Annotated in this window: 15 protein-coding genes; 10 read left to right on the plus strand and 5 right to left on the minus strand. The window is 53.8% G+C overall.

Annotated features, from left to right (window positions below; genetic code table 11):
* Positions 1–22: 22 nt before the first annotated feature.
* From BZK40_RS04925 to BZK40_RS04940, 4 genes are all read right to left on the minus strand, one after another.
* Positions 23–3,139: an efflux RND transporter permease subunit gene (locus BZK40_RS04925; protein WP_079934250.1), complete on the minus strand. Its 3,117-nt coding sequence runs from the start codon at positions 3,137–3,139 to the stop codon at positions 23–25.
* A gap of 28 nt (positions 3,140–3,167) precedes the next feature.
* Positions 3,168–4,322, minus strand: a complete 1,155-nt coding sequence (locus BZK40_RS04930) for an efflux RND transporter periplasmic adaptor subunit (protein WP_079934251.1) — start codon at positions 4,320–4,322, stop codon at positions 3,168–3,170.
* A 280-nt stretch (positions 4,323–4,602) separates the two neighbouring features.
* Complete coding sequence (locus tag BZK40_RS04935; protein WP_003826090.1) at positions 4,603–5,169, minus strand: Slp family lipoprotein; 567 nt, start codon at positions 5,167–5,169, stop codon at positions 4,603–4,605.
* A 244-nt stretch (positions 5,170–5,413) separates the two neighbouring features.
* Entirely contained in the window at positions 5,414–6,268 is an 855-nt protein-coding gene (locus BZK40_RS04940; RefSeq protein WP_048236593.1) for a MurR/RpiR family transcriptional regulator, read from the minus strand.
* Between the two features lie 293 nt (positions 6,269–6,561).
* Here BZK40_RS04940 and BZK40_RS04945 point away from each other — a divergent pair, with 293 nt between their 5' ends.
* The 10 genes from BZK40_RS04945 (at position 6,562) to iolB (ending at position 19,732) form a co-directional block, all read left to right on the plus strand.
* A complete protein-coding gene (locus tag BZK40_RS04945) occupies positions 6,562–8,067 on the plus strand; it encodes a CoA-acylating methylmalonate-semialdehyde dehydrogenase (RefSeq protein WP_079934252.1) in 1,506 nt (501 codons plus the stop codon).
* Positions 8,068–8,078: 11 nt separating this feature from the next.
* On the plus strand, positions 8,079–10,004 hold the full coding sequence (gene iolD, locus BZK40_RS04950) for a 3D-(3,5/4)-trihydroxycyclohexane-1,2-dione acylhydrolase (decyclizing) (protein WP_079934253.1): 1,926 nt from the start codon (positions 8,079–8,081) through the stop codon (positions 10,002–10,004).
* A gap of 340 nt (positions 10,005–10,344) precedes the next feature.
* Positions 10,345–11,331 carry an inositol 2-dehydrogenase gene (iolG, locus tag BZK40_RS04955; RefSeq protein ID WP_079934254.1) on the plus strand — a complete coding sequence of 329 codons (987 nt, stop codon included), beginning with the start codon at positions 10,345–10,347 and terminating at the stop codon, positions 11,329–11,331.
* Between the two features lie 38 nt (positions 11,332–11,369).
* Positions 11,370–12,299, plus strand: coding sequence for a sugar ABC transporter substrate-binding protein (locus BZK40_RS04960; RefSeq protein ID WP_003839787.1), 930 nt, complete (start codon positions 11,370–11,372; stop codon positions 12,297–12,299).
* A gap of 53 nt (positions 12,300–12,352) precedes the next feature.
* A complete protein-coding gene (locus BZK40_RS04965) occupies positions 12,353–13,900 on the plus strand; it encodes a sugar ABC transporter ATP-binding protein (protein WP_079934255.1) in 1,548 nt (515 codons plus the stop codon).
* An 11-nt stretch (positions 13,901–13,911) separates the two neighbouring features.
* Positions 13,912–14,940: an ABC transporter permease gene (locus BZK40_RS04970; protein ID WP_003826102.1), complete on the plus strand. Its 1,029-nt coding sequence runs from the start codon at positions 13,912–13,914 to the stop codon at positions 14,938–14,940.
* A gap of 8 nt (positions 14,941–14,948) precedes the next feature.
* A complete protein-coding gene (locus BZK40_RS04975; protein ID WP_060683361.1) occupies positions 14,949–16,082 on the plus strand; it encodes a Gfo/Idh/MocA family protein in 1,134 nt (377 codons plus the stop codon).
* A gap of 12 nt (positions 16,083–16,094) precedes the next feature.
* Positions 16,095–17,999, plus strand: coding sequence for a bifunctional 5-dehydro-2-deoxygluconokinase/5-dehydro-2-deoxyphosphogluconate aldolase (locus BZK40_RS04980; protein ID WP_060683362.1), 1,905 nt, complete (start codon positions 16,095–16,097; stop codon positions 17,997–17,999).
* Positions 18,000–18,013: 14 nt separating this feature from the next.
* Positions 18,014–18,904, plus strand: coding sequence for a myo-inosose-2 dehydratase (gene iolE / locus BZK40_RS04985; protein WP_079934256.1), 891 nt, complete (start codon positions 18,014–18,016; stop codon positions 18,902–18,904).
* A gap of 9 nt (positions 18,905–18,913) precedes the next feature.
* On the plus strand, positions 18,914–19,732 hold the full coding sequence (gene iolB, locus BZK40_RS04990; RefSeq protein WP_079934257.1) for a 5-deoxy-glucuronate isomerase: 819 nt from the start codon (positions 18,914–18,916) through the stop codon (positions 19,730–19,732).
* A 217-nt stretch (positions 19,733–19,949) separates the two neighbouring features.
* Here iolB and BZK40_RS04995 read toward each other — a convergent pair whose 3' ends face one another.
* Entirely contained in the window at positions 19,950–23,492 is a 3,543-nt protein-coding gene (locus tag BZK40_RS04995; protein ID WP_079934258.1) for an inverse autotransporter beta domain-containing protein, read from the minus strand.
* Between the last annotated feature and the right edge of the window lie 308 nt (positions 23,493–23,800).

The raw sequence follows: 23,800 nt of genomic DNA on the forward strand, positions 1-23,800 counted from the left end.
AACCCAAGGATAGGGCAGGGGATCAGCGTCGAGCTTTAAATCGCGCTAACGTATTTTCAACGAGGACAAAGAACACTGGAACAAAATAGATTGCCAGTACCGTCGCGGCCAGCATCCCACCGATAACCCCCGTACCGACGGCATTTTGCGCACCAGAGCCCGCGCCGTTGCTTATTGCCAGTGGAATAACCCCCAGGATGAAGGCGAGTGAGGTCATCAGAATTGGACGTAAGCGCATTTGCGCGGCTTCCACTGCGGCTTCAAGCGGCGTTTTCCCTTCTTTCTGCATAATCTCGACGGCAAACTCGACGATCAGAATGGCGTTTTTAGCCGACAGCCCCATGGTGGTGAGCAGGCCGACCTGGAAATAAACATCATTGCTCAGACCGCGCAGATCGGTAGCCAGCAAAGCGCCGACCACCCCGATTGGCACAACCAGCATCACCGAGAACGGGATCGACCAGCTTTCATACAGTGCCGCCAGCGCCAGAAACACGACGATCAGCGAAATGCCGTACAGCATAGGTGCTTGGTTTGTGGATAGCGCCTCCTGATAAGACAGACCGGTCCAGGCATAGCCGACGCCTGCGGGCAGTTTATTAATCAGCGATGCCATAAATTTCATCGCATCACCGCTGCTTTTCCCTTCAACCGGCTGGCCCAGAATTTCCATTGCTGGTTGACCGTTGTAGCGTTCAAGGCGAGGAGAACCGTAGGTCCACTCGGTGGATGAGTAGGCGGAGAGCGGGGTCATGGAACCGGAGGCGTTACGTACGTACCAGTGGTTGATATTGTCCGGCAACATACGGAACGGCGTATCGGCCTGGACATACACTTTTTTTACGCGCCCCTGGTTCAGGAAATCATTGACATAGCGACTACCAAACGCGGTGGAGATGGTCTGATTAATATCCGATAACGCAACGCCCATAGCTTCAGCCTTTTTGGCGTTGACGTGAATGCGGAACATCGGTGTATCTTCCAGACCGTTCGGACGCACCCCGTCGACCTCACCGGAGGACTGGTTGGCCAAAGCCAGAAGCTGGTTCCGCGCCTGCATCATTTTTTCATGCCCAAGATTACCGTTATCCAGCAGCTCCATATCAAACCCTGATGCGGTGCCCAATTCTGCGACCGCCGGTAAATTGAACGGATAAACGACGGCATTATTGATGGTGCTTAAGGCCATCATGGCCCGTCGAATAATGGCGGTAACCGAGTTTTCTTCGCCAACGCGTTCTGACCAGGGCTTCAGGCTGATAAACGCCAGACCGTTGTTTTGTCCCTGGCCGCTGAAACCAAATCCGCCGACGGTGAAAACAGAAGCAACGTTTTTCTGCTCTTTCGTCAGGTAGTAGTCGGTTATTTCCCCGAGCACTTTACTGGTGTTCACCATCGTTGAACCCGAAGGCAATTGTGCCGTGGTCATGAATACCCCCTGATCTTCTTCAGGCAGAAACGAGGTCGGAGTGCGTAAAAACAGCATAATCATGCCCGCGCCAATGACTAAATAGACGACCATATAACGGCCTGTGCGACGTAGCAGTCTACGGGTGCTGTCCGTGTAGTGCTGAGTGCATTTCTCCATGAAGTGATTGAAACGGGTAAACAGAAAATGTGTGTTTTCCTTTTCTCCTTCGTGGGATTTCAACAACATAGCGCAAAGTGCAGGCGTCAGGCTCATTGCCACAAATACCGACAGCAGCATGGAGGAGATTAAGGTGATGGAAAACTGACGGAAAATTTCACCCGTTGCCCCGCTCATAAACGCCATCGGCATAAATACGGCGGATAACACGACGGCAATACCAACCAGCGCCCTCTGGAGCTGGCCCATTGCTTTATGCGTTGCCGCTTTTGGAGACAAGTGCTCTTCAGCAATAATACGTTCTACGTTCTCAACCACCACGATGGCATCATCGACCAACAGCCCTATCGCCAGCACCATGCCAAACATCGTGAGCGTGTTAATCGAAAAACCGGCAACGTCGAGTATTGCAAAGGTTCCGAGGATAACCACCGGAACGGCGATAGTGGGGATAAGCGTCGCACGGAAACTCTGTAAAAACAGATACATGACGAGGAATACCAGAATGATTGCCTCGATCAAAGTATGAAAAACACCCTGAATCGAAATCTCGATAAACGGCGTGGTGTCATAGGGATAAACGGTTTTCATACTGGCCGGAAACCAGGCCGATAATCTGTTCAGCTCTTGTTTGACCGCCTGGGACGTTGCCAGGGCATTGGCACCAGCGGCAAGTTTAATCGCAATCCCGGCGGCGGGTTTGCCGTTGTAACGTGCAACCGTTGCATAATTTTCCGCACCCAGCTCAATGCGCGCGACATCGCGCAGCAGAACCTGAGAACCATCTTGCTGAACTTTAAGGAAGATCTTGCCAAATTCATCGGTCGTTTGCAGACGCGTCTGGACGATTATCGACGCATTTAACTGCTGATCGGCTGACTGAGGCATACCCCCCAACTGCCCGCCAGATATCTGATTATTCTGCACTTTGAGCTGGGTAATGACGTCCTCGGGAGTGAGGTTATACTTGTCGAGCTTTTGTGGATCCAACCAGATGCGCATGGCGTATTGCGAACCGAATAACTGTACGCTCCCCACCCCGGCAGTGCGGCTTAGCGGATCTTTAATGTTCGAGGCTACATAGTCGGCAATATCATATTGGCTCAGGCTGTTATTATCAGAGATAAAACCGGCAACCATTAAGATATTGCTGCTGGATTTATCAACGCTGATCCCTTGCTGTTGTACTTCCTGTGGCAAGGAAGGCATCGCCAGCTGCAGTTTATTCTGTACCTGAACCTGCGCAATATCGGGTGACGTACCCGTTTTGAAGGTCAGGATAATCGAGGCATTACCTGCCGCATCGCTGGTGGATGACATATACATCAGGCCATCAAGACCATTCATATTCTGTTCAATCACCTGGGTGACGGAGTCTTCAACGGTCTTTGCGTCAGCCCCTGGGTAGGCAGCGCTGATGGTAATGGTTGGGGGCGCAATTTGTGGATATTGGGCGACAGGCAGGTTCATTATCGCGATACCGCCCGTAAACATCATGATAATAGCGAGCACCCAGGCGAAAACCGGGCGCTCAATAAAAAAGTTGGCCATGAAGAAAGTGTCCTTAATGCCTGAAATATTACTGTTCAGCTACCGTGTCAGGTGTGTTCAGTTTTGAAGGGAGGACCCGGGCTTTGATTCCCGGACGAATTCTTTGTAATCCGGACACAATGACCCGATCGCCAGGATGTAATCCCGCGGTCACTAACCATTGATTACCAACGGCCTTCACTGCGTTTATTTCACGCAGTTGCACTACGTTTTCCTGGTTAAGGATCAGCGCGGTGGCTTTTCCTTGCTCGTTATGCGTAATTCCTTGCTGGGGGACCATCAACACGTTTTGTTGACTGCCTTCGTCCAGCAACGCCGTGACATACATACCGGGTAAAATTTCACCTTCAGGATTGGGAAATACGGCGCGCAGGGTTACCGAACCGGTGGTCTCATCAACAGCGGGATCGGAAAACTCAAGCGTACCGGTATGGCGATAGGGCTTGCCGTTTTCCAGCATCAGTTCAACCGGAATTTTGCCTTGTTGCTGGGCGATTTGGCCGTTGGCTTTCTCTTCTTTCAGGCGTAAGAAGTCCTGTACTGACTGGGTTAAATCAACATAAATCGGATCTAATTTCTGAACGGTGACCAGCGCGTTTTCCTGATTGGCAGTAACCAGGGCACCCACGGTCACGGAAGATTTGCCGCTAATGCCATCAATGGGCGAGGTAACATTGGCGTATCGAAGATTGATGGTGGCTTGTTCAAGATCCGCTTTAGCGACGGCAACATTGGCTTGCGCTTCATTAAGCTGTGAACGCGTCGTGTCATAGTCCTGGCGGCTGACGTAATTAGATTTTATTAACGCTGACTGCCGATTGAGTGTCAGACGAACATTATTGGCGGTAGCCTGTGCTTTTGCCAACGCGCCTTTGGCTGAGTCCAGTCGTGCCTGCAGCGGGGCAGGATCAATTTGATACAGTGATTCTCCTTTGCTGACTTTATCGCCTTCAACAAAGTTGCGTTTTATGATGATCCCACCAACCTGAGGACGGATTTCGGCGATCTCGAACGCAAGCGCGCGGCCCGGAAGTTCACTTTTAATATTTACTGAGGAGGGCGCTAAGGTAACAACGCCGACCTCGGGCTCCATGGCGGTTTTTACTGCAGGTTTATTATCGCAGGCGGTGATGATGACGCTACTAAAGAATAATGGTATCAACAGTAAGCATTTTCTGTTCATAGTAATCCCTGAATAATGTGTAAACACAAATGTTCTTTTATTGCATGCAGGGTGGGGGAGTTGTCGGTAAATAACAAAAGATGGTCAGGCATGAGAAGGGTAAAGCCCATTTCTTCGCTAAAGAATTAGCGGTTAAAAATTATATGTAACAGGAAGAATGCATATTAAGCGAAGGATCTCATGAAGCAGGATGGCGCAATAAGATAAACGCGGGGTGATGAGAAGGGGTGTTTGCCAACACCTGACTCCGGAATATAGTCGCGCCATCTTACCTCTGGGATTATTTCACTAGCTCCGGAGTTACCTGAGTGACTGTATTGGCGTAGTAAGGCGCTCCCCACATCGGCTCAGGCCAGAATGCGCCGTAACCATAATCCCACATGTTATAGGTGGTGTTGACAGACTCAGTTAAATGCCAAACCTGAATTCCTTGTAAATCAACTTTAACAAAGTTGTACGGGACTTTGTTGATGAATCCTGACTCATCTCCTTGAATTGTTCCCAAAATGGTCACGAAATGGTTTCTGTAGTTTACCGGATCGAGGAAACCTTTCTGCTGGGCAAGAATACGTCCCTGATAGCTCGCGTCTATTTGTGGCTTAGCAGAGTCGTTCAGTGGCAAAACGGCGATTTCCAGCAACGTATCATTTTTGGTGTTAATCACATTGATGACTTTACCACCAAAGCGAGCCTGTTGACCGGTATATAAACCGGGCTGGTTATGCACGGAGATAAAGTTTTTTTGGATATCGGGTTGATTATTACCTTTGATATTCTCAGGAATGGAAGCACATGATGCCAGGGTGAAAGCAAGGGCAATAATCATCAACCCTTTTGTATTTTTCATTTTACTTTCCTGCTTAAAAAAGACAGGTCTATAGTAAACCTTTGCGTATTATTGTCAGCATGCGCATTGTTGATTATCTAATATTAATATAATTGTAGCTTATGGTAATAACGGATTGTATTTTATCTGGTCGCTGAATGAGGGCGATATTTTCAACGACCATGAAAGTAACGGCAGACATCACGGTTTCACGTCACGCTGGCGGGAATGTAATAAAGCGGAACGTCAATTTTTGCGGTGCTCATCACCCGACAGAATGACCGCGTTCATTACTCCCGTCACCCAGACGGTAAGCCAGCGCCACCACTAGCGACTGCACCAGGCACAGCGTCGCAGACTGGGATCGAAACGCGTCAACCTGCGCCTCTTTCACCACAAAGCAGAGATCGCTGAATGTTGCCAGCGGGCTTATCTGGCTGTCGGTAATCACGATCTGGCGCGCGCCGGCATTGGCCGCAGTTTCGCTGACCATCAGCGTTTCTTCCGCATAAGGCGAGAAGCTAATCGACACCACGATATCCTGCGCTTTGATGCGGTTAATCTGCTCGCGCAGCATTCCGCCCATTCCGTCGAGCAAAATAGGGCGACATTCAAGATGGCTCAGGGCGTAGGTGAGATAGGCCGCTACGCTAAACGAACGACGCAGACCAGCGATGTAAATGGTGTCGGCTTCTGCCAGCAATTGTACGGCGCGTTCCAGCATTTCAGGTTCGGCACGGGCTGCCAACTGCTGGAGCGCCTGGGTATTCGAACGGGCGAACTCCTGCAGGATATCGAGCGGGGTTTCCGGTACGGCTTCGCTTTCCATCTCACGGAACATGCGCGCGCGGTCGCTGTAGCTGGCGGTTTCCTCTACCAGGTTCATACGAAACAGCTGTTTCATTTCGTTGAAGCCGGTGAAGTCAAAGGCGTTGGCGAAGCGGATAAGCGTAGAGGGTGGCACTCCGGCACGTTCAGCAATGACGGCAACCGTATCAAAGGCCACGCTATTGGTATTATCCAGCACATAGCGGGACACCTGCTGCAGCCTCTTACTCAGGCTATCGTAGCGATCGCGGATTTGCTGCTGCAGCTCGTTCAGGCTGGTTGCTGTTGTCATTTTACCTCCTGGTACATAGTTTTATGATTCTAAACGCAAAACCGCGTCTTTGAAATGTCACTCATTCATCTGGCTGTAAAAACGAAACAAAAGCTTCAGGCTTGTCGTCCGCTGAAACGTTATGCCAGTGCACGCTAATCATGCGATTCCGCTTGTTAACATAAAAACCCATCCTTGATCACATTAATCATTATTTATTTTATTTCAACTTAAAATGGAATGTTTGTTTCATATATAGTACACAGATAACAGTGTTCAGGTAACAGTCACGTATCAACAGCGAGAGGTTAAGGATGGAGACAGTAGCGAATTTTATCCACGGCGAATGTGTCACCGGTTCAGGCCAGCGCGTTCAGGCAATCTTCAACCCGGCCACCGGCGAACAGATCCGCCAGGTGGTGATGAGTACGACACAGGAAACCGAGCAGGCCATTGCGGCAGCGCACGACGCATTCCCCGGGTGGGCGCGCCATTCTCCGTTAAAACGTGCGCGAGTGATGTTCCGCTTTAAGGCGCTGTTGGAAGAAAACATGGAGAGGCTGGCTCGCATCATCAGCGAAGAGCATGGCAAGGTATTCTCTGACGCAGTTGGTGAGCTGACCCGCGGCCTGGAAGTGGTGGAGTTTGCCTGTGGCATCCCACATCTGCAAAAGGGCGAACACTCAGCCAACGTAGGGACCGGCGTCGATAGCCATTCGCTGATGCAACCGCTCGGGGTTTGCGTCGGGATCACGCCGTTTAACTTTCCGGCAATGGTACCGATGTGGATGTTCCCCATCGCGCTGGCAACCGGGAATACTTTCGTGCTGAAACCCTCAGAAAAAGACCCTTCTCTCGCCCTGGCTCTGGCGAAACTGCTGCAAGAAGCCGGATTGCCGGACGGCGTGTTCAACGTCGTGCAGGGGGACAAAGAGTCCGTTGACGTGCTGTTAACTGACCCGCGCGTGCAGGCCGTGAGCTTTGTCGGCTCTACGCCGATTGCGGAATACATTTATCAGACGGCATCGGCCCACGGTAAGCGTTGTCAGGCGTTAGGTGGCGCTAAAAATCACTGCATTTTAATGCCGGATGCCGACATGGATATGGCAACCAACGCCATTATGGGGGCCGCTTACGGCGCGGCGGGTGAACGCTGCATGGCACTTTCGGTCGTGCTGGCGGTAGGAGACAAAACGGCAGATGAGCTGTGCTCGAGACTGGAAAAACAGATTGCGGCGCTGCGTGTCGGGCCTGGTCTTGACCAGACACCGGAAAATGAAATGGGGCCGCTTATCTCCTCTGTACATCGTAATAAAGTGCTCGGTTATATCGACAGTGGGGAATCGCAGGGGGCCAGCCTGCGCGTGGATGGTCGACGTTTTAGCGTTAAAGGCCATGAGCAGGGTTATTTTGTCGGGCCGACCCTGTTTGATAACGTCACGCCGGAGATGACCATCTATAAAGAAGAGATTTTTGGACCGGTGCTTTCTGTGGTGCGCGTAGCAGATTACAGCAGCGCGGTGGAACTGATTAACCGTCATGAATATGGTAATGGCACGGCAATTTTCACACGTGACGGCGGCTGTGCGCGTCGCTTCTGCGAAGAAGTGCAGGCGGGCATGGTGGGCGTAAACGTGCCAATTCCGGTGCCGATGGCGTTCCACTGTTTTGGCGGCTGGAAGCGGTCCATTTTTGGTGCGCTGAACGTTCATGGTAACGATGGCGTGCGCTTCTACACCCGGATGAAAACCGTCACCGCACGCTGGCCGGAGATGTTGCAGGACACAGGGGCCGCGTTCTCCATGCCAACGCTGGGCTGACAGGAGGGTTTATGCAAACCGAACGTATGACCATGGCTCAGGCGCTGGTCAAATTCCTTAATCAACAATATATCTGTGTCGATGGCGTGGAAACGCCCTTTGTCGAGGGCGTCGCCACCATCTTTGGTCACGGTAACGTGCTTGGCATTGGCCAGGCGCTGGAGCAGGCACCCGGTCATTTGCAGGTGATGCAGGGATGTAATGAGCAGGGAATTGCGCACATGGCGACCGGATTCGCCAAACAGCATCGGCGCCAGCGTATTTTTGCCGTGACGTCATCGGTTGGGCCGGGAGCGGCAAACATGGTGACCGCAGCGGCAACCGCGACGGCGAATCGTATTCCGCTGCTGCTGTTGCCTGGCGATGTCTACGCCAGTCGTCAGCCGGACCCGGTATTGCAGCAAATTGAGCAATACCATGACCTTGGCATCAGTACCAACGACTGCTTCCGCCCGGTCTCGCGTTACTGGGACCGGATTAACCGCCCGGAGCAGTTAATGAGCGCGATGCTAAACGCGATGCGAACGCTTACTGACCCCGCAGATACTGGTGCCGTAACTATTTGCCTGCCACAGGATGTGCAGGGGGAAGCCTGGGACTATCCGCAGAGCTTCTTTGCGCGCCGCGTTCATTTGATCGAACGTCGACCACCCGACCCGCAGCGTCTGGCGATGGCGCGGGCGCTGATTGCCCGCAAACGCCGTCCGCTGGTGGTATGCGGCGGCGGGGTACGATATTCCGGCGCGCATGAGGCGTTTCGTACGTTTGTTGAAACGCTGCAACTGCCGTTTGCCGAAACTCAGGCCGGAAAGGGAGCGCTGGTTAGTGACCACCCACTTAACCTCGGAGGCATTGGGGTAACTGGAGGGATGGCAGCGAATCAGCTCGCACCGCAAGCCGATCTGGTGATCGGCATTGGTACGCGCCTCACCGACTTTACCACCGGTTCGAAAGCGCTGTTTTCTCATCCGGAGGTTGAGTTCCTGCTGCTTAACGTGGCGGAGTTTGACGCACTGAAGCTTGATGCCACTGCGCTTATCGCCGACGCCCGTACCGGGCTTACGGCATTAACTGAAACACTGAAAGACTACCGCAGCGATTGGGGGAAGGAGGTCGCGCAGGCGCAAGAGGCCTGGCGCGATGAGTGCCAACGTTTATGGGAGCGCGACTGGCGTCCCGATGACGAACCCGAAGTGGCTGGGCATCTTGACGCTCAGCTGGCGGAATATGGCGACACGCTAAACACCCGGTTGACCCAGACGAAGGTGCTGGGGCTTATCAATCAGCACATTGAAGATAACGCTATCGTCGTAGGGGCCGCCGGATCGCTGCCTGGCGATTTACAGCGTATCTGGCGGGTCAAAACCCCGGACAGCTATCACCTGGAATACGGTTACTCCTGTATGGGCTATGAGATTGCGGCTGCTATTGGAGCCAGGCTGGCGAAGCCGCAGCAGCCGGTATATGCCATGGTGGGGGATGGCTCGTACATGATGCTGCATTCCGAGCTACAAACCGCCGTCCAGGAGGGGATAAAAGTCACTATCCTGCTGTTTGATAACGCCAGCTTCGGGTGTATTAACAACCTGCAGATGGGGCATGGGATGGGGAGCTTCGGTACGGAAAACCGTCACCGTAATCCGCAAACCGGACGGTTGGATGGGCCATTGGTGAAGGTCGATTTTGCTAAAAACGCGGAAAGCTACGGCTGTCGGGCATGGCGTGTACATGACGAGCAAAGCCTACTGGCGGCGCTGGAAGCCTCGCGTGCGCATTCGGGACCTGTGCTGCTGGATATCAAAGTCCTGCCGAAAACCATGACCCACGACTATGCCTCCTGGTGGCGCACTGGCGATGCGCAGGTGGCAGAATCTCCGTCGGTGCGAAAAGCGGCTGAGCAGACGTTTGAGCAGGTGAAAAACGCACGTCAGTACTAAACGATTAATGTCGGATGGCGCCGCGCTTATCCAGCCTACAGCGGATTCTACCCCAGGCCGGATAAGTCGTTAGCGCTGTCATCCGGTAACCTGCGACAACGAAATTTTCATTTCATTTTTCCTTTCTCTTCATCCATCGCCTCCTTCCTGAACGGAAGGGGGCCAATTCCTGCATCTTCCCTGTTGTTATGTTGTGATATTGATAACAGATTTTATCTCGATCATCTCAAAAGTGTTAACTTGAACCCAAAAACATAATTTTCACTATTTATAAAAATGAAATAAATGTTTTATTTAAAGGGTCGTTAGTTCATCGCATTCACCAACACCGGGAGCCGTTATGTTTAACATTGCTTTACTGGGCGCTGGCCGAATTGGCCAGGTACATGCAGCTAACATTGCCAGTCACAGTGCCACTACCCTCTGGTCCGTCGTCGACCCGAATCAGGAATTTGCCACCCGTCTTGCCACACAGTACCAGGCTCGTTTGCAAAGCCTGGATGAGGCGATGACGGACCCTAACGTTCACGCCGTGCTGATTGCCTCCGCGACCGATACCCATGCGGATCTGATTGAAATGGCCGCCCGCCACGGCAAAGCCATCTTCTGTGAAAAGCCGGTCCACCTGGATCTGGCCCGTGTACGCGACTGCCTGAAAGTGGTCAAAGAGTACGACGTACCGTTGTTTATCGGTTTCAACCGCCGCTTCGATCCACAGTTTCGCCGTGTGAAAACTGACGCACTGGCCGGGCGTATCGGAAAGCCGGAATCGCTGCTGATCATCTCCCGCGACCCGTCTCCGCCTCCTGCGGAATACGTGCGTGTGTCCGGCGGTATGTTCCGCGATATGACCATCCACGATTTTGATATGGCGCGCTTTATTATGGGCGAGGAGCCGGTTTCGGTGTATGCCCAGGGCAGCAATCTGGTGGATCCGGCGATTGGCGAAGCGGGCGATATCGACACCGCGTTCATCGTACTGAAATATGCCTCCGGCGCGATGGCGACCATCGTCAACAGCCGCCGTTCTTCTTACGGATACGATCAGCGCCTTGAGCTGCACGGCTCTGAAGGGCTGCTGTGCGCTGGCAACATTCTCGAAAATCAGGTGCAGCACTACGCGAAGACCGGCTGCACCAGCGCGTTACCTGAACATTTCTTCCTGCAGCGTTATAAATCGGCCTATGCCGCGGAATGGGAACACTTTGTTGCGGTACTGCGCGGCGAAGCGGTCCCTGCTTGCAGCGGGGATGATGGCGAGCGTGCGCTGTATCTGGCGGATAAAGCGCTGGAGTCACTGCATAGCCAACGTGAAGTTCTCCTCTGATTGTCACCACAACCTACCCTACACAGAGAGACATAATAATGAAAAAACTGATCTTAGCTGTCCTCATCGCCATGACATCCGGGGCAGCCATTGCTGAAAATGAGCAAATTGTTTTCAGTACGCCAAACCTGGCGATGCCATTTGAAGTTCACATGCAGCGCACGGCGGTGAAAGCCGCAAAAGAGATGGGCGTGAATTTACAGGTCCTGGACGGGCAGGGTAGCTCGCCAAAACAGGTCGCTGACCTGGAAAACGCCATAACTCGTGGCGCACAGGGCTTTATTGTTTCACCGAACGATGTCAACGCGGTGTCCAGCGCGGTAGATGAAATTCAGGATGCGAAACTGCCCGTTGTTACCCTCGACCGCTCCGTTGACAGCCAGAAAAAAGTGCCGCACTTCGGCGCGAACAACTACAAGGGCGGTCAGGCGATTGGCGACTTTGTCAAAACCAAATTCCCTGACGGGGCAGATATTATTCTGCTGACCGGCCAGCCAGGCTCCTCCTCCAACATTGAACGTACTAAAGGCATTCGCGACAGCCTGAAGGCGGGTGGTGAAAAGTACAAGATCGTTGCCGATCAGACCGGTAACTGGATGCGTTCTGAAGGGATGCGCATTGTCGAAAGCGTTCTGCCTTCGTTGCCGAAGCGTCCGCAGGTGATCCTCTCCGCTAACGACGATATGGCCTTGGGCGCGATTGAAGCGTTACAGGGACAAGGACTGAAACCGGGTGAAGTTCTGGTCACGGGCTTCGATGCCGTGCCGGAAGCACTGGCGCGTGTGCGCGATGGCTGGCTGGCAGTGACGGCGGATCAGCGTCCTGGCTTTGCGGTGAAAACGGCTATGAGCCAGTTGGTGAATAACGTCCGTGAGAAGACTGCGATCACCGGGGCTGACTACCCGCCAACGCTTATCACCAAAGAGAACCTGCAGCAGGCCGAGCGTATTAGTGAGGCCGGTAACTGATATGTCCGCAGCCGCCGCGCAAGTGGCGGCTCTCTATGAGGAGGAGCAGACCGATGTCGCAACCCTTACTGAAAGTGACCGACCTGGCGAAAAGCTTTTCCGGCGTTTGGGCGCTGAGCAGCGCACAGCTGACCGTCGGAGCAGGCGAAATTCATGCGCTGTTAGGTGAGAACGGTGCCGGAAAATCGACCCTGCTGAAAGCGCTGGCGGGCGCGCAGCCGCAAACACGCGGGGATATTTGGTTCAACGGCGAAACATTGCCGGTAGAAGACTCTCCGGTTGAGCGGCAGAACAAGGGCATTATCACGATTTATCAGGAATTTAATCTGCTGCCCAATATGACCGTCGCCGAGAATATGTTTCTCGGACGCGAACCGCGCAAACGCAATCTGATTGTTGACGAAAAGGCGGTAAATCAGGAAGCGCAGGTGATTCTGGATTACCTGCAACTGAACGTTGCGCCAACCACGGCCGTGGCCCGACTGAGCGTGGCGCAGCAGCAAATGGTGGAAATTGCGCGGGCGCTGACGCTGAACGCAAAGCTGATCATTATGGATGAACCTTCCGCCGCGCTGAGCGACAGCGAAGTAGAAAGCCTGCATCGTGTGGTGCGGGAACTTAAAGGGCGTGGCGTGAGCATTATCTACGTCACCCATCGCCTGCATGAAGTTTTTCAACTCTGCGACCAGTTCACCGTTTTCCAGGATGGACGATTCACCGGAAATGGCGCGGTTGCACAGACCACCGTAGAACAGCTGATCCGCCTGATGGTGGGGCGCGATGTGGCCTTTAATCGCCGTCCGGCCAGCGAAACTCACCATGAAGATAAACCTGTGCGTCTGGCGGTGAAGGGGCTTAGCCGCGAAAAACCGCCGCTGGATCCGCATGGTATCGCGCTGCACGACATTAGCTTCCACGTGCATGCTGGCGAAGTGTTAGGCATTGCCGGACTGGTGGGTGCCGGGCGCACCGAAGTGGCCCGCTGCCTGTTTGGCGCCGACAGTTTTACTTCCGGCAGCTTTGAACTTGATGGCGTGTCCTATCAGCCGCGCGATCCGCTGTTTGCGCTGGATCAGGGGCTGGCGCTGGTACCGGAAGATCGTAAAAAAGAGGGCGCGGTGCTTGGGCTGTCGATCCGCGACAACCTGTCGCTCTCCAGCCTCTCGTCACTGCTGCACTGGCGCTGGTTCGTGAATACCCGCAAAGAGGATGCCCTGATCGAGTCATACCGCCAGGCGCTGCAGATCAAAATGGTCAACAGCGCGCAAGAGGTGCGCAAGCTCTCCGGCGGGAACCAGCAAAAAGTGATCCTCGCGCGCTGCATGGCGCTTAATCCTCGGGTGTTGATCGTGGATGAACCAACGCGCGGCATCGATGTTGGCACCAAATCAGAAGTCCATCAGGTGCTGTTTGATATGGCGAAAAAGGGCGTGGCGGTGATCGTGATCTCCTCCGATCTGCCGGAAGTCATGGCGGTTTCCGATCGGATCATCACGTTAAGTGAAGGCCGGGTGACTGGCGAGATCCACGGCGACGACGCTAATGAAGAGCGGCTAATGACGATGATGGCCATCAACCACAACGCCCTGAATGCGGCATAACGGAGTGATTCATGACGCAGATTATTTCTAAAACGCAGGTTCCTGCCAAACGCGGCGGACGTCTTGATCCCATTGCCTTTTTTGAGCGCTTTGGGGTACTGATTTTCATGATCCTGCTGCTGATTTTCTTTCAGTTGCAGAACAGCAATTTTCTTTCTGAACGCAATATTTTCAACATTCTGACCGAAGTCTCCATCTACGGGATCATGGCGGTGGGGATGACGTTTGTCATCCTGACCGCCGGGATCGATCTGTCGGTGGGCTCCATCCTGGCGGTCTGCGCCATGACCGCCGCGTATGTGATTAAGGGCGACAACTTCACCACCGTCGACCCGAACGCCTGGGGAGGCATGAGCTGGCTGATTGGCCTTGGTATCTGTATGGCGATGGGCACCGCGATTGGTTTTCTGCATGGCCTCGGCGTGACCCGCCTGCGTCTGCCGCCGTTTATCGTCACCCTCGGCGGGATGACTATCTGGCGCGGCCTGACGCTGGTGATTAACGACGGCGCGCCAATTGCCGGTTTCGACGCGGGATACCGCTGGTGGGGACGCGGCGAACTGCTTGGTATCTCCATTCCAATCTGGATATTCGCGCTGGTGGCGGTAGGCGGTTATCTGGCGCTACATAAAACCCGCTGGGGGCGCTTCGTGTACGCCATCGGCGGCAACCCGGAGGCGGCGCGTCTGGCAGGGGTTAACGTGAAGCGCGTGCTGGTGAGCGTCTACGTGTTAATTGGCTGTCTGGCAGGGCTGGCGGGCTTCATTCTCAGCGCGCGGTTGGGCAGTGCAGAAGCGGTCGCCGGGATCTCTTTTGAGCTACGCGTCATTGCCTCGGTGGTCATTGGTGGTACCTCACTGATGGGCGGCTACGGGCGTATTGGCGGCACCATTATCGGCTCGATCATCATGGGCATCCTGATTAACGGTCTGGTGCTGATGAACGTCTCGGCTTATTACCAACAAATTATTACCGGCTTAATTATCGTTCTGGCGGTGGCGTTCGATACCTACGCCAAGAGCCGTCGCGGCGCATTGTGAGGATCATGATGAAAGAAGTTCGTATTGGATTGATTGGCACCGGGTATATCGGCAAGGCGCATGCCATCGCCTATGCCCAGGCCCCGACGGTGTTTAACCTGCGCGGCAAGCTGGTGCGCGAAATGGTGGCGGAAGTCTCTCCAGAGCTTGCCGCCGAGCGGGCGCAGGCGTTTGGCTTCAATCGCTCAACCGGAGACTGGCGTGCGCTGGTGGCTGACCCGGCCATTGATGTCGTAGATATCTGTTCTCCTAATCATCTGCACAAAGAGATGGCGCTGGAAGCGATTCGCCATGGCAAGCATGTGTATTCAGAAAAGCCGTTGGCGCTGAACGCCCACGACGCACGTGAAATGGTTGAAGCTGCACAGCGGGCAGGAGTGAAAACGCTGGTGGGGTTCAACTATATGAAGAACCCAACGGCGCAGCTGGCGAAAGAGATCATTGCGCGCGGAGAAATTGGTGAGGTGATCCATTTCTACGGCACCCACAACGAAGACTACATGGCCGATCCGCTTGCGCCGATCCACTGGCATTGTTTTAAAGAGACCGCCGGACTTGGTGCGCTTGGCGATCTGGCGGCGCATATCGTCAATATGGCGCAGTACCTGGTTGGGGATATTCAGCAGGTCTGCGGCGACCTGAAGATCGTGGTGCCACAGCGTCCGGCGAAAGTCGGTTCCTCGCAAATGGTGACGGTAGAGAACGAAGATCAGGCCCACGCGATGGTGCGCTTTGCAGGCGGTGCGCAAGGGGTGATTGAAACCTCGCGCGTTGCCTGTGGCCGCAAGATGGGGTTGTCGTATGTGATTACCGGGACCAAAGGAACCATCAGTTTTACTCAGGAGCGTATGGCTGAGCTGAAGCTCTATCTGCATGACGATCCGGTCAACCGCCAGGGGTTTCGCACTTTACTGGTTGGCCCGGCGCACCCGGACTACGGCGCGTTTTGCATGGGAGCCGGGCATGGTATCGGCTTTAACGACCAGAAAACAGTAGAAGTACGTGACCTGGTGGACGGCATTGCCGCCGATGCACCGATGTGGCCGGACTTTGAAGAGGGCTGGAAGGTGTCGCGCGTGCTTGACGCTATCGCACTCTCGCACCAGGAAGGCCGCTGGCTGAACGTGAACGACATTGTCTGAAGAGGTATCAACGTGGAAAAGCAGTTTGATGTGATATGCATGGGCCGCGTGGCGGTTGACCTCTACAGTCAGCAGATTGGCGCACGCCTGGAAGATGTGTCGAGCTTTGCCAAATATCTTGGTGGTTCGTCCGGCAACGTGGCTTACGGCACGGCACGCCAGGGGCTGCGCTCCTCAATGCTGGCGCGGGTTGGCGACGAACATATGGGGCGTTTCCTGCGTGAAGAATTAAACCAGGTAGGCTGCGATACCAGCCATCTGATCACTGATAAAGACCGCCTGACGGCGCTGGTGTTACTCGGCATTAAAGACCGGGACACCTTCCCTCTGATTTTTTACCGTGATAACTGCGCGGATATGGCGATTACCGCCAGCGATGTTGATGAACAGTACATCGCTTCTGCTCGTTGTCTTGCCATCACCGGGACGCATCTTTCTCATCCGCAAACCCGCGAGGCGGTGTTGACGGCGCTCACTTACGCCCGGCGTCACGGCGTGCGTACGGCGCTGGATATCGATTATCGCCCGGTGCTGTGGGGACTTACTTCCTTAGGCGACGGCGAAACACGTTTTATCGCCGCTGTTCAGGTCACCCGCCAGTTGCAGGAGGTGCTGCATCTTTTTGATGTAATTGTCGGCACCGAGGAGGAGTTTCATATCGCGGGCGGCAGTACCGATACGCTGCAGGCGCTGTCGCAGGTTCGCGGCGTGAGTCACGCGACGCTGGTCTGCAAGCGCGGTGCGCTTGGCAGTTCGGTGTATACCGACGCGATCCCGGCCCGGCTGGACGATGGCCTGACGGTGACCGGCGTGCGCGTGGAGGTGCTGAACGTGCTGGGGGCAGGGGACGCGTTTATGTCCGGTCTGCTGCGCGGCTACCTCAACGATGAGGGATGGGAGCAGGCGTGCCGCTACGCCAACGCCTGCGGTGCGCTGGTGGTGTCGCGTCACGGCTGTGCGCCGGCGATGCCGAGCAAAGTGGAGCTTGATGATTATCTTTCTCGCGCCGCAGAGGTTCCTCGTCCGGATCTCGATCCGCATCTCAACCATTTGCATCGCGTGACGACCCGTCGTCGCACATGGCCGGAACTGTGCGTGATGGCCTTCGATCACCGTAGCCAACTGGAAGAGATGGCGTTGCAGTGCGGCGCGTCTTTGAAGCGTATTCCGGCATTGAAACAGCTTATTTTGCAGGCCAGCCGTGAAGCGGCCAACAGCGCCGGGCTGGAGGGCAAGGCCGGGCTGCTGTGCGATGGTACGTTTGGTCAGGATGCGCTGAATGCGATAACCGGAGAGGGCTGGTGGATAGGTCGTCCTATCGAACTGCCGGGGTCGCGCCCACTGGAGATGGAACACGGCAATATAGGCTCGCAGCTCATCAGTTGGCCGCAGGAACATGTGGTGAAGTGTCTGGTCTTTTTCCATCCGGAAGATGCCCACGCGTTGCGTCTGGAACAAGAACAAAAAATCGCTGAGGTGTACCGCGCCTGTTGCCAGTCCGGTCATGAGCTGCTGCTGGAGGTGATTTTACCGGCCAGTATGCCGCGCAGTGATGAACTGTATTTGCGCGCCATTTCCCGCTTCTACAACTTAGGGATCTACCCCGACTGGTGGAAACTCCCACCGCTGACGTCTGCTGGCTGGACGGCGTTGAGTGACATTATCGAACGGCGCGATCCGCACTGCCGTGGCGTGGTGATCCTGGGTCTGGACGCTCCGGCAGAGCAACTGCGTGCTGATTTTAAAGCGGCTGCGGGTCATGGGGTGGTGAAAGGTTTTGCCGTGGGGCGCACGCTGTTTGGCGACGCTTCCCGCGCGTGGTTGAAACACGATATTGACGATGCGCAGCTGGTGGCGCGCATTAAAGATAACTACCTGCAGCTTATCGCCTGGTGGCGCGAGCGCGGACAAGCATAATTCAGGAGAAGATGATGACGGTACAATTAGGTATTAATCCACTGACATGGACGAATGACGATCTTCCTTCACTGGGCGCTGAGACGTCGCTTGATACGTGTCTGAGCGAGGGCAAAGAGGCTGGATTTGCTGGTTTCGAACTGGGTAATAAATTCCCGCGCGAGGCGCGACTGCTCGGCCCCATTTTGCAGCGCCACGACCTGCAACTGGTTTCCGGCTGGTACTCCGGACGTCTGCTGGAACGCAGCGTGGAGGAGGAGATTGCCGCTGTGCAATCGCACCTGACGTTACTGCGCGAACTGGGAGCGAAGGTGCTGGTCTTTGCCGAAGTCAGTGGCTGCATTCACGGCGAGCAGCAGACGCCGGTACATCTGCGTCCGCGCTTCCCGCAAGAGCGCTGGCAAGAGTACGGTGAAAAGCTCACTGAGTTTGCGCGCTACACCCAGCAGCAGGGAGTACAGATTGCCTATCACCACCACATGGGAACGGTGATTGAATCTGCTGAAGATGTGGATAATCTGATGACGAATACCGGTGATGAAGTTGGCTTGTTGCTCGACACCGGGCATTTGACCTTTGCGGGTGCCGATCCGTTGGCTGTGGCGCAGCGCTGGGCATCACGTATCAACCATGTTCACTGCAAAGACGTACGTGCCGACGTGCTGGCGGATGTCAAAAACCGCAAAACCAGCTTCCTCGATGCGGTGCTGAGCGGCGTCTTTACCGTGCCGGGAGATGGCTGCGTTGACTATCCGCCAATTATGGCATTGCTGAAGGCGAACCAGTATCAGGGGTGGCTGGTGGTGGAGGCGGAGCAGGATCCAGCCATCGCGCATCCGCTGACGTATGCGCGTCTGGGCTATAACAACCTTAGCTGTCTGGCACGAGATGCCGGGCTTATCTGAGGAGGTGATATGTCACGTTTATTATCACGCTGGCAGCAGCCGGACGCGCAAGGGTGTACGCAGTCAGTGACGCCGGAAAGCGCCGGATGGGGATATGTTGGCTTTAGAGCGTATGAACTGGAGGAAGGGCAGCAGCTTACGCTGCCCGCCGTCAGCGAAGAACGTTGTCTGGTATTGGTTGCCGGACGCGCGACCGTCACCACGCCGGGCGCAACTTTTACGGATATCGGTGAGCGGATGAGCCCGTTCGAGCGTATCAAACCGTGGGCGGTTTATGTCACTGCTGGTGAAACCATACAGGTTCAGGCGGTGACCAGACTGGAGCTGGCGGTCTGCGCTGCACCGGGGAAAGGCACGCACCCAACACGGCTGATCGCACCTAAGGATATCGACGGGGAAGCGCGCGGCAAAGGTCACAACCAGCGCTACGTGCACAACATCTTACCGGAAGATAAACCCGCAGATAGCCTGCTGGTGGTGGAGGTGTGGACCAACGAAGGTTGTACCAGTTCTTACCCAAGCCATAAACATGACACCGATAATCCCCCGCAGGAAACCTATCTGGAGGAGACTTACTACCATCGCCTCAACCCGCCGCAGGGATTCTGTATGCAACGGGTGTACACCGATGACCGGTCGCTTGACGAGTGTATGGCAGTCTATAACCGCGACGTGGCGATGGTGCCGAAGGGGTATCACCCGGTGGCAACCCTGGCGGGATATGACAGTTACTACCTTAACGTGATGGCCGGCCCGGTTCGCAAATGGATGTTTACCTGGGAAGATGAACATGCGTGGATTAACAGGGATTATCCGGTTGATAAGTAAGGTCATGAATGGCTTTGTTAAAAGTGAGTCGTTTTTTTCCCTCCTTTTGATGAGTAAAAGGGGGAGGAATGGGATGACGGTTGGCGCTATTTAAGTGCTCATTATTCTCATAGCTCGCCTGGCTATGAGAATAATGCAAGCGTCGATATATTTGAGGTTATGGCAGTAGCCGGGGTGCTCTCGAAAACACCCCGGCTATCTTTTGTTTATATCCCGATCAGGAATTTGGTTGATGGTTCTCAACTACCCAGACGGTGAGTACTTTTTCCAACGTTTTATCTCCCGTCGTTGCCTTCGCTCTTACCCAACTTACACCGGCCGTATCCGTTCTCAGTTCAGAGTAAGCATTCCCTAACTTAAAGTTGGTTTTATCCGGCGTCATCGTAAAGGTTCCGCTGCCGGGTTTGGCTTTGCTGCCTGCGCTAAATTCGACACTGCCGTTTAACGGGTTACCGAATTTATCCTGCAACCGTGCCATAAAGCCTACCGGCTCAAGGTTGGCAACGGCATAGCCAGGATCCTGCTCCAGAGTGAGCACTGGATTCTGGGCATCGGCATTCAGCGTTATCGAAGCATTTGCCGAGACATTGCTACCGTGTTCAGCCAATGTGGCGGTCAGCGTGTAACGACCCGCCTTATTACCGTGGACATTTACAGTCGCAGTACCGGAACCATTGGTGGTGACAAGCGTATTGTCAATCACCAGAGGATCGCGTGGCGATGGGCCTGTAGCCGTAATTTTCAGCTTACGGTTGCTGACGCCGTTCCCTGATGTATCGGTCAGATGCAGGGTAAACGCCACGTTATCCACATCACTGACTACGGCGGATGTAGTTGACGGTTCGATCGTCAACGCGGCATTTTGCAGATCCGATACCACCTCAATCGCCTTACTCGCCGTAACGCGTTTACCCTCTTTGATGAAGGTTGCCTGCAATTGATAGTGCCCAGCTTCTGCGGCAATAAAGGTTGTTGATGCCATTCCTTTCTCATCCAATGTCAGTTCGGACTGGCCCAGTTTTAATCCACTGGCAGGGGAACTGGTCAGGTGCACGTCACCACTAAATGGGTTGTTTTCACCGTCGACAACCTGTACCTGAATTTCATGTGCCGCTGATGCGTTTGCCACAATGCTCTCAGACGGTGCGGTCAAATTCAGCACTGCGCTGTTAATATCAGGTACGAATTCCAGGCCAACGCTTGAGGACTCAACGCTGTGCTGCCCATCTGTAACCCTGGCATTAACGGTGTAATGACCTGCCTTAACCGTAGTTAACGTTACCGTCGCGTAACCGTCTTTATTGGTGGTGATTTTGTCCGGGTACACGAGCCCTTGTGGCGTTACGATAAGCTCCACTTTCTGTCCTTCAACCGACGCGGCGGTATTGTTGAGCATGATCTCAAGCGTGGCACCATCGCGACCGTTTGCTGCAATATTGGTGATTGCGCCATTGTCTTTGGCCGTCAGAGACAATGTCGCCCCCTCCATTGCAGAGGCAAATGTTACGCTTAGCGATGAGCTGATGTTCCCCGCGCTTAGCGTAATATCATAAGTTCCCGGCGTTGAACTGGTCAGTGAGAATCTTGCTTCACCTTTGGCATCGGTCTTCACAACGTTCTCCCCATTCGCGATCTTAACCTGTGGCGGTAACGCCAGAGTGACCGTGTATCCGGACAGCGGGTTCCCATAACGGTCGGTCAGGGTAACGACCGCGACATTACTCTGTTTGCCATCCGCCAGCGCATTGTCCCTGGTCAGGTTAAAAGCCTGCACCACCGGCTGCGTTTTGTCGGCAATCCAGTTGGCTTGTTTTTCCAGTCCGGAGAAATCATGTTTTTGTGACGTCACACCAATGCGTGTCGCTTGAGCCAGTTCAGACGTTGCCTTAGCGCTGTACACGCCGTCTTTCTCTTCTACGGCAGTAAAACGGACTTCGCCGCTGGCTGAAACTGCATAAAAACGTAAGCTGTCGTCGCCGGTGATGGCATTCCCGTCTTTATCTTTTGCTTCTAACGCCAGGCTAATCGGGTGTCCAACGACCTGCTCCATGGGCATTACCGTGAATGTCGATTTTGCCGCCTCTGCGGAAACCGCTTTTAGTTTCACCGTCAGGGTTTCTGTTTTACCCAGGACTTTAGCGGTGATGCGTGCCGTCCCCGCCGTTAAACCCGGCGTCAGCGTGGCGGTATACACCCCGGAGCGGGTTTCCTGCACTTCACCAAGTTTTGGAGCCTGTGCTGAACGCTCACGATTTCTCTGTGCGTCAGGCGTAAACGCTAAAGACAACTCAATGTCATGTGCAAGCCCTGTTAACGGATTACCATTGGTATCTTTAAGCACCAGCGTAACCGGATGCTGTGACTTCCCGTCAGCCGCGATGATCGGTTGCTGCTCGCCGTTCAATGTAAAATCCATTGTGCCGACAGAGGCTGAACTCCCCGTCACCGTCACGTTCATCACCGCATAGTTAGAGACATTTCCTTTAACATCTCGCGCCGTTGCACCGATTTGCCAGTGATTAGTGCCGCCTGGTGTATAAGCGGGTAACGTCAGTTGCCATGATGTGCCGCTACCGGAAATGCGTCCGCCAGCGGCGGTAAATGCGCTATCGTTCCACTCTACCGACTGAATGCCCCAGTGGGATTTATCCAGCGAAATAGTCACCGGAATAACGGCGCCACCTTCCCCCTGTACGCTTTCAGGCAGGCGGATTTTCAGAACCGATTTTTTGCGGTATTCCAGAACAATATTGTTATTTCGTTCGACAAAATCGTAGCGTCCGTGCTGAACTTCGCGCATTAACGCAACATTGTCGCTGTCCAACTGCTTCGCCAGCGGGATGCCGGGGCGATAGTTAATCTCTATGCCGAAGCGTGAATCATGAGTATTGCTCTGCCCCTGCTTGTGTTCAGCGGAAAGCGTAACTAGAGGAACCGGCGTATAGCTGATCCCGCCTGTAAAGGCGTACGGATTTTCCTGAAGATGATCGCTGCCAAAGAGGCCGACATTCTTGCCGTAATACTTTTCATATTTAAGCGATGCGCCCAGTTGCGGATACGATGGCAACCAACCTTGGGTATAGATATCCCAGCCATCCGCCGGACGTTCCTGATAATCATCCAGATCGTGAGAATCCTTCCATTTTGATAATCTTAAATAAGCATTTGCGCCTGCGCGTAAATAATCTCGCCAATACTCAACGCCTGCACCCATACGTGCGTGATGACGACTTAAATCGTAGTCATAAAATAAGTTTGCGCCCAGCATTGAATTATCCGCCGTGAAGTAGCGATAACCCATACCGATATTAGTTTGGGTTCTGTCATCGGTACGGTGAAGCGATGTCTGGCTAAATAAAACATGCTGCTTTGTATCAACCCACGGATAAAGGAAATCGAACGCCGAATCTTTCAACGAGAAAGCGTCATCGACGTTGAGTTGAATACGCGCATTACCGTACTTCTGTAGCCACTCTACCACCTCCTTCGTTGCCTGTGCTGAGACGGTATTGGCAGCAAAACTGCCCGCATGGCCGTTTTCAATGCTTCTGCCAGCCTGCGCGGCGAGAGAAGACAGACCGCGCAGTTCTTGCTGTTCTGCGGTGGCCTGCGATGCCTTAACGGCTGACGCATGGCTGATGGTTGGCGTGAAGCTAAGAAGGGCAGGATACAGAGCCTGCAAAGCGATTGTTGACCATGCGACAACCTTATTAACGGGGCCTGTTGCCCCATTGCTCCGCGAAATTTTCTTATTTGACATTTGTAACTCCAATATCAATTAAAAAAATCAAAGGTTATTCCATGTACTGAACGGGATGCGTAATATATGTATTTAGTAGGAAAATTCAAGAGTTGTTCATGGAGAAGTTAACTGGATATTTTTACACTATGCGGCATTGTGGGCTGGCTAACGATGTCGAACGTTTAAATGACGAATGTATTTAATAAATACGTTTATTTTTATCGTGACGATTTTAAGCCTGTAGGGATATTATTTAACCATGGTCGTTCACTGTTAAATAAAAAGAGTTATCATGAAATTAATCTGCCTGTTCGTATTCAGCTATC

Source organism: Citrobacter portucalensis (assembly GCF_002042885.1).
Taxonomy (GTDB): Bacteria; Pseudomonadota; Gammaproteobacteria; order Enterobacterales; family Enterobacteriaceae; genus Citrobacter; species Citrobacter portucalensis.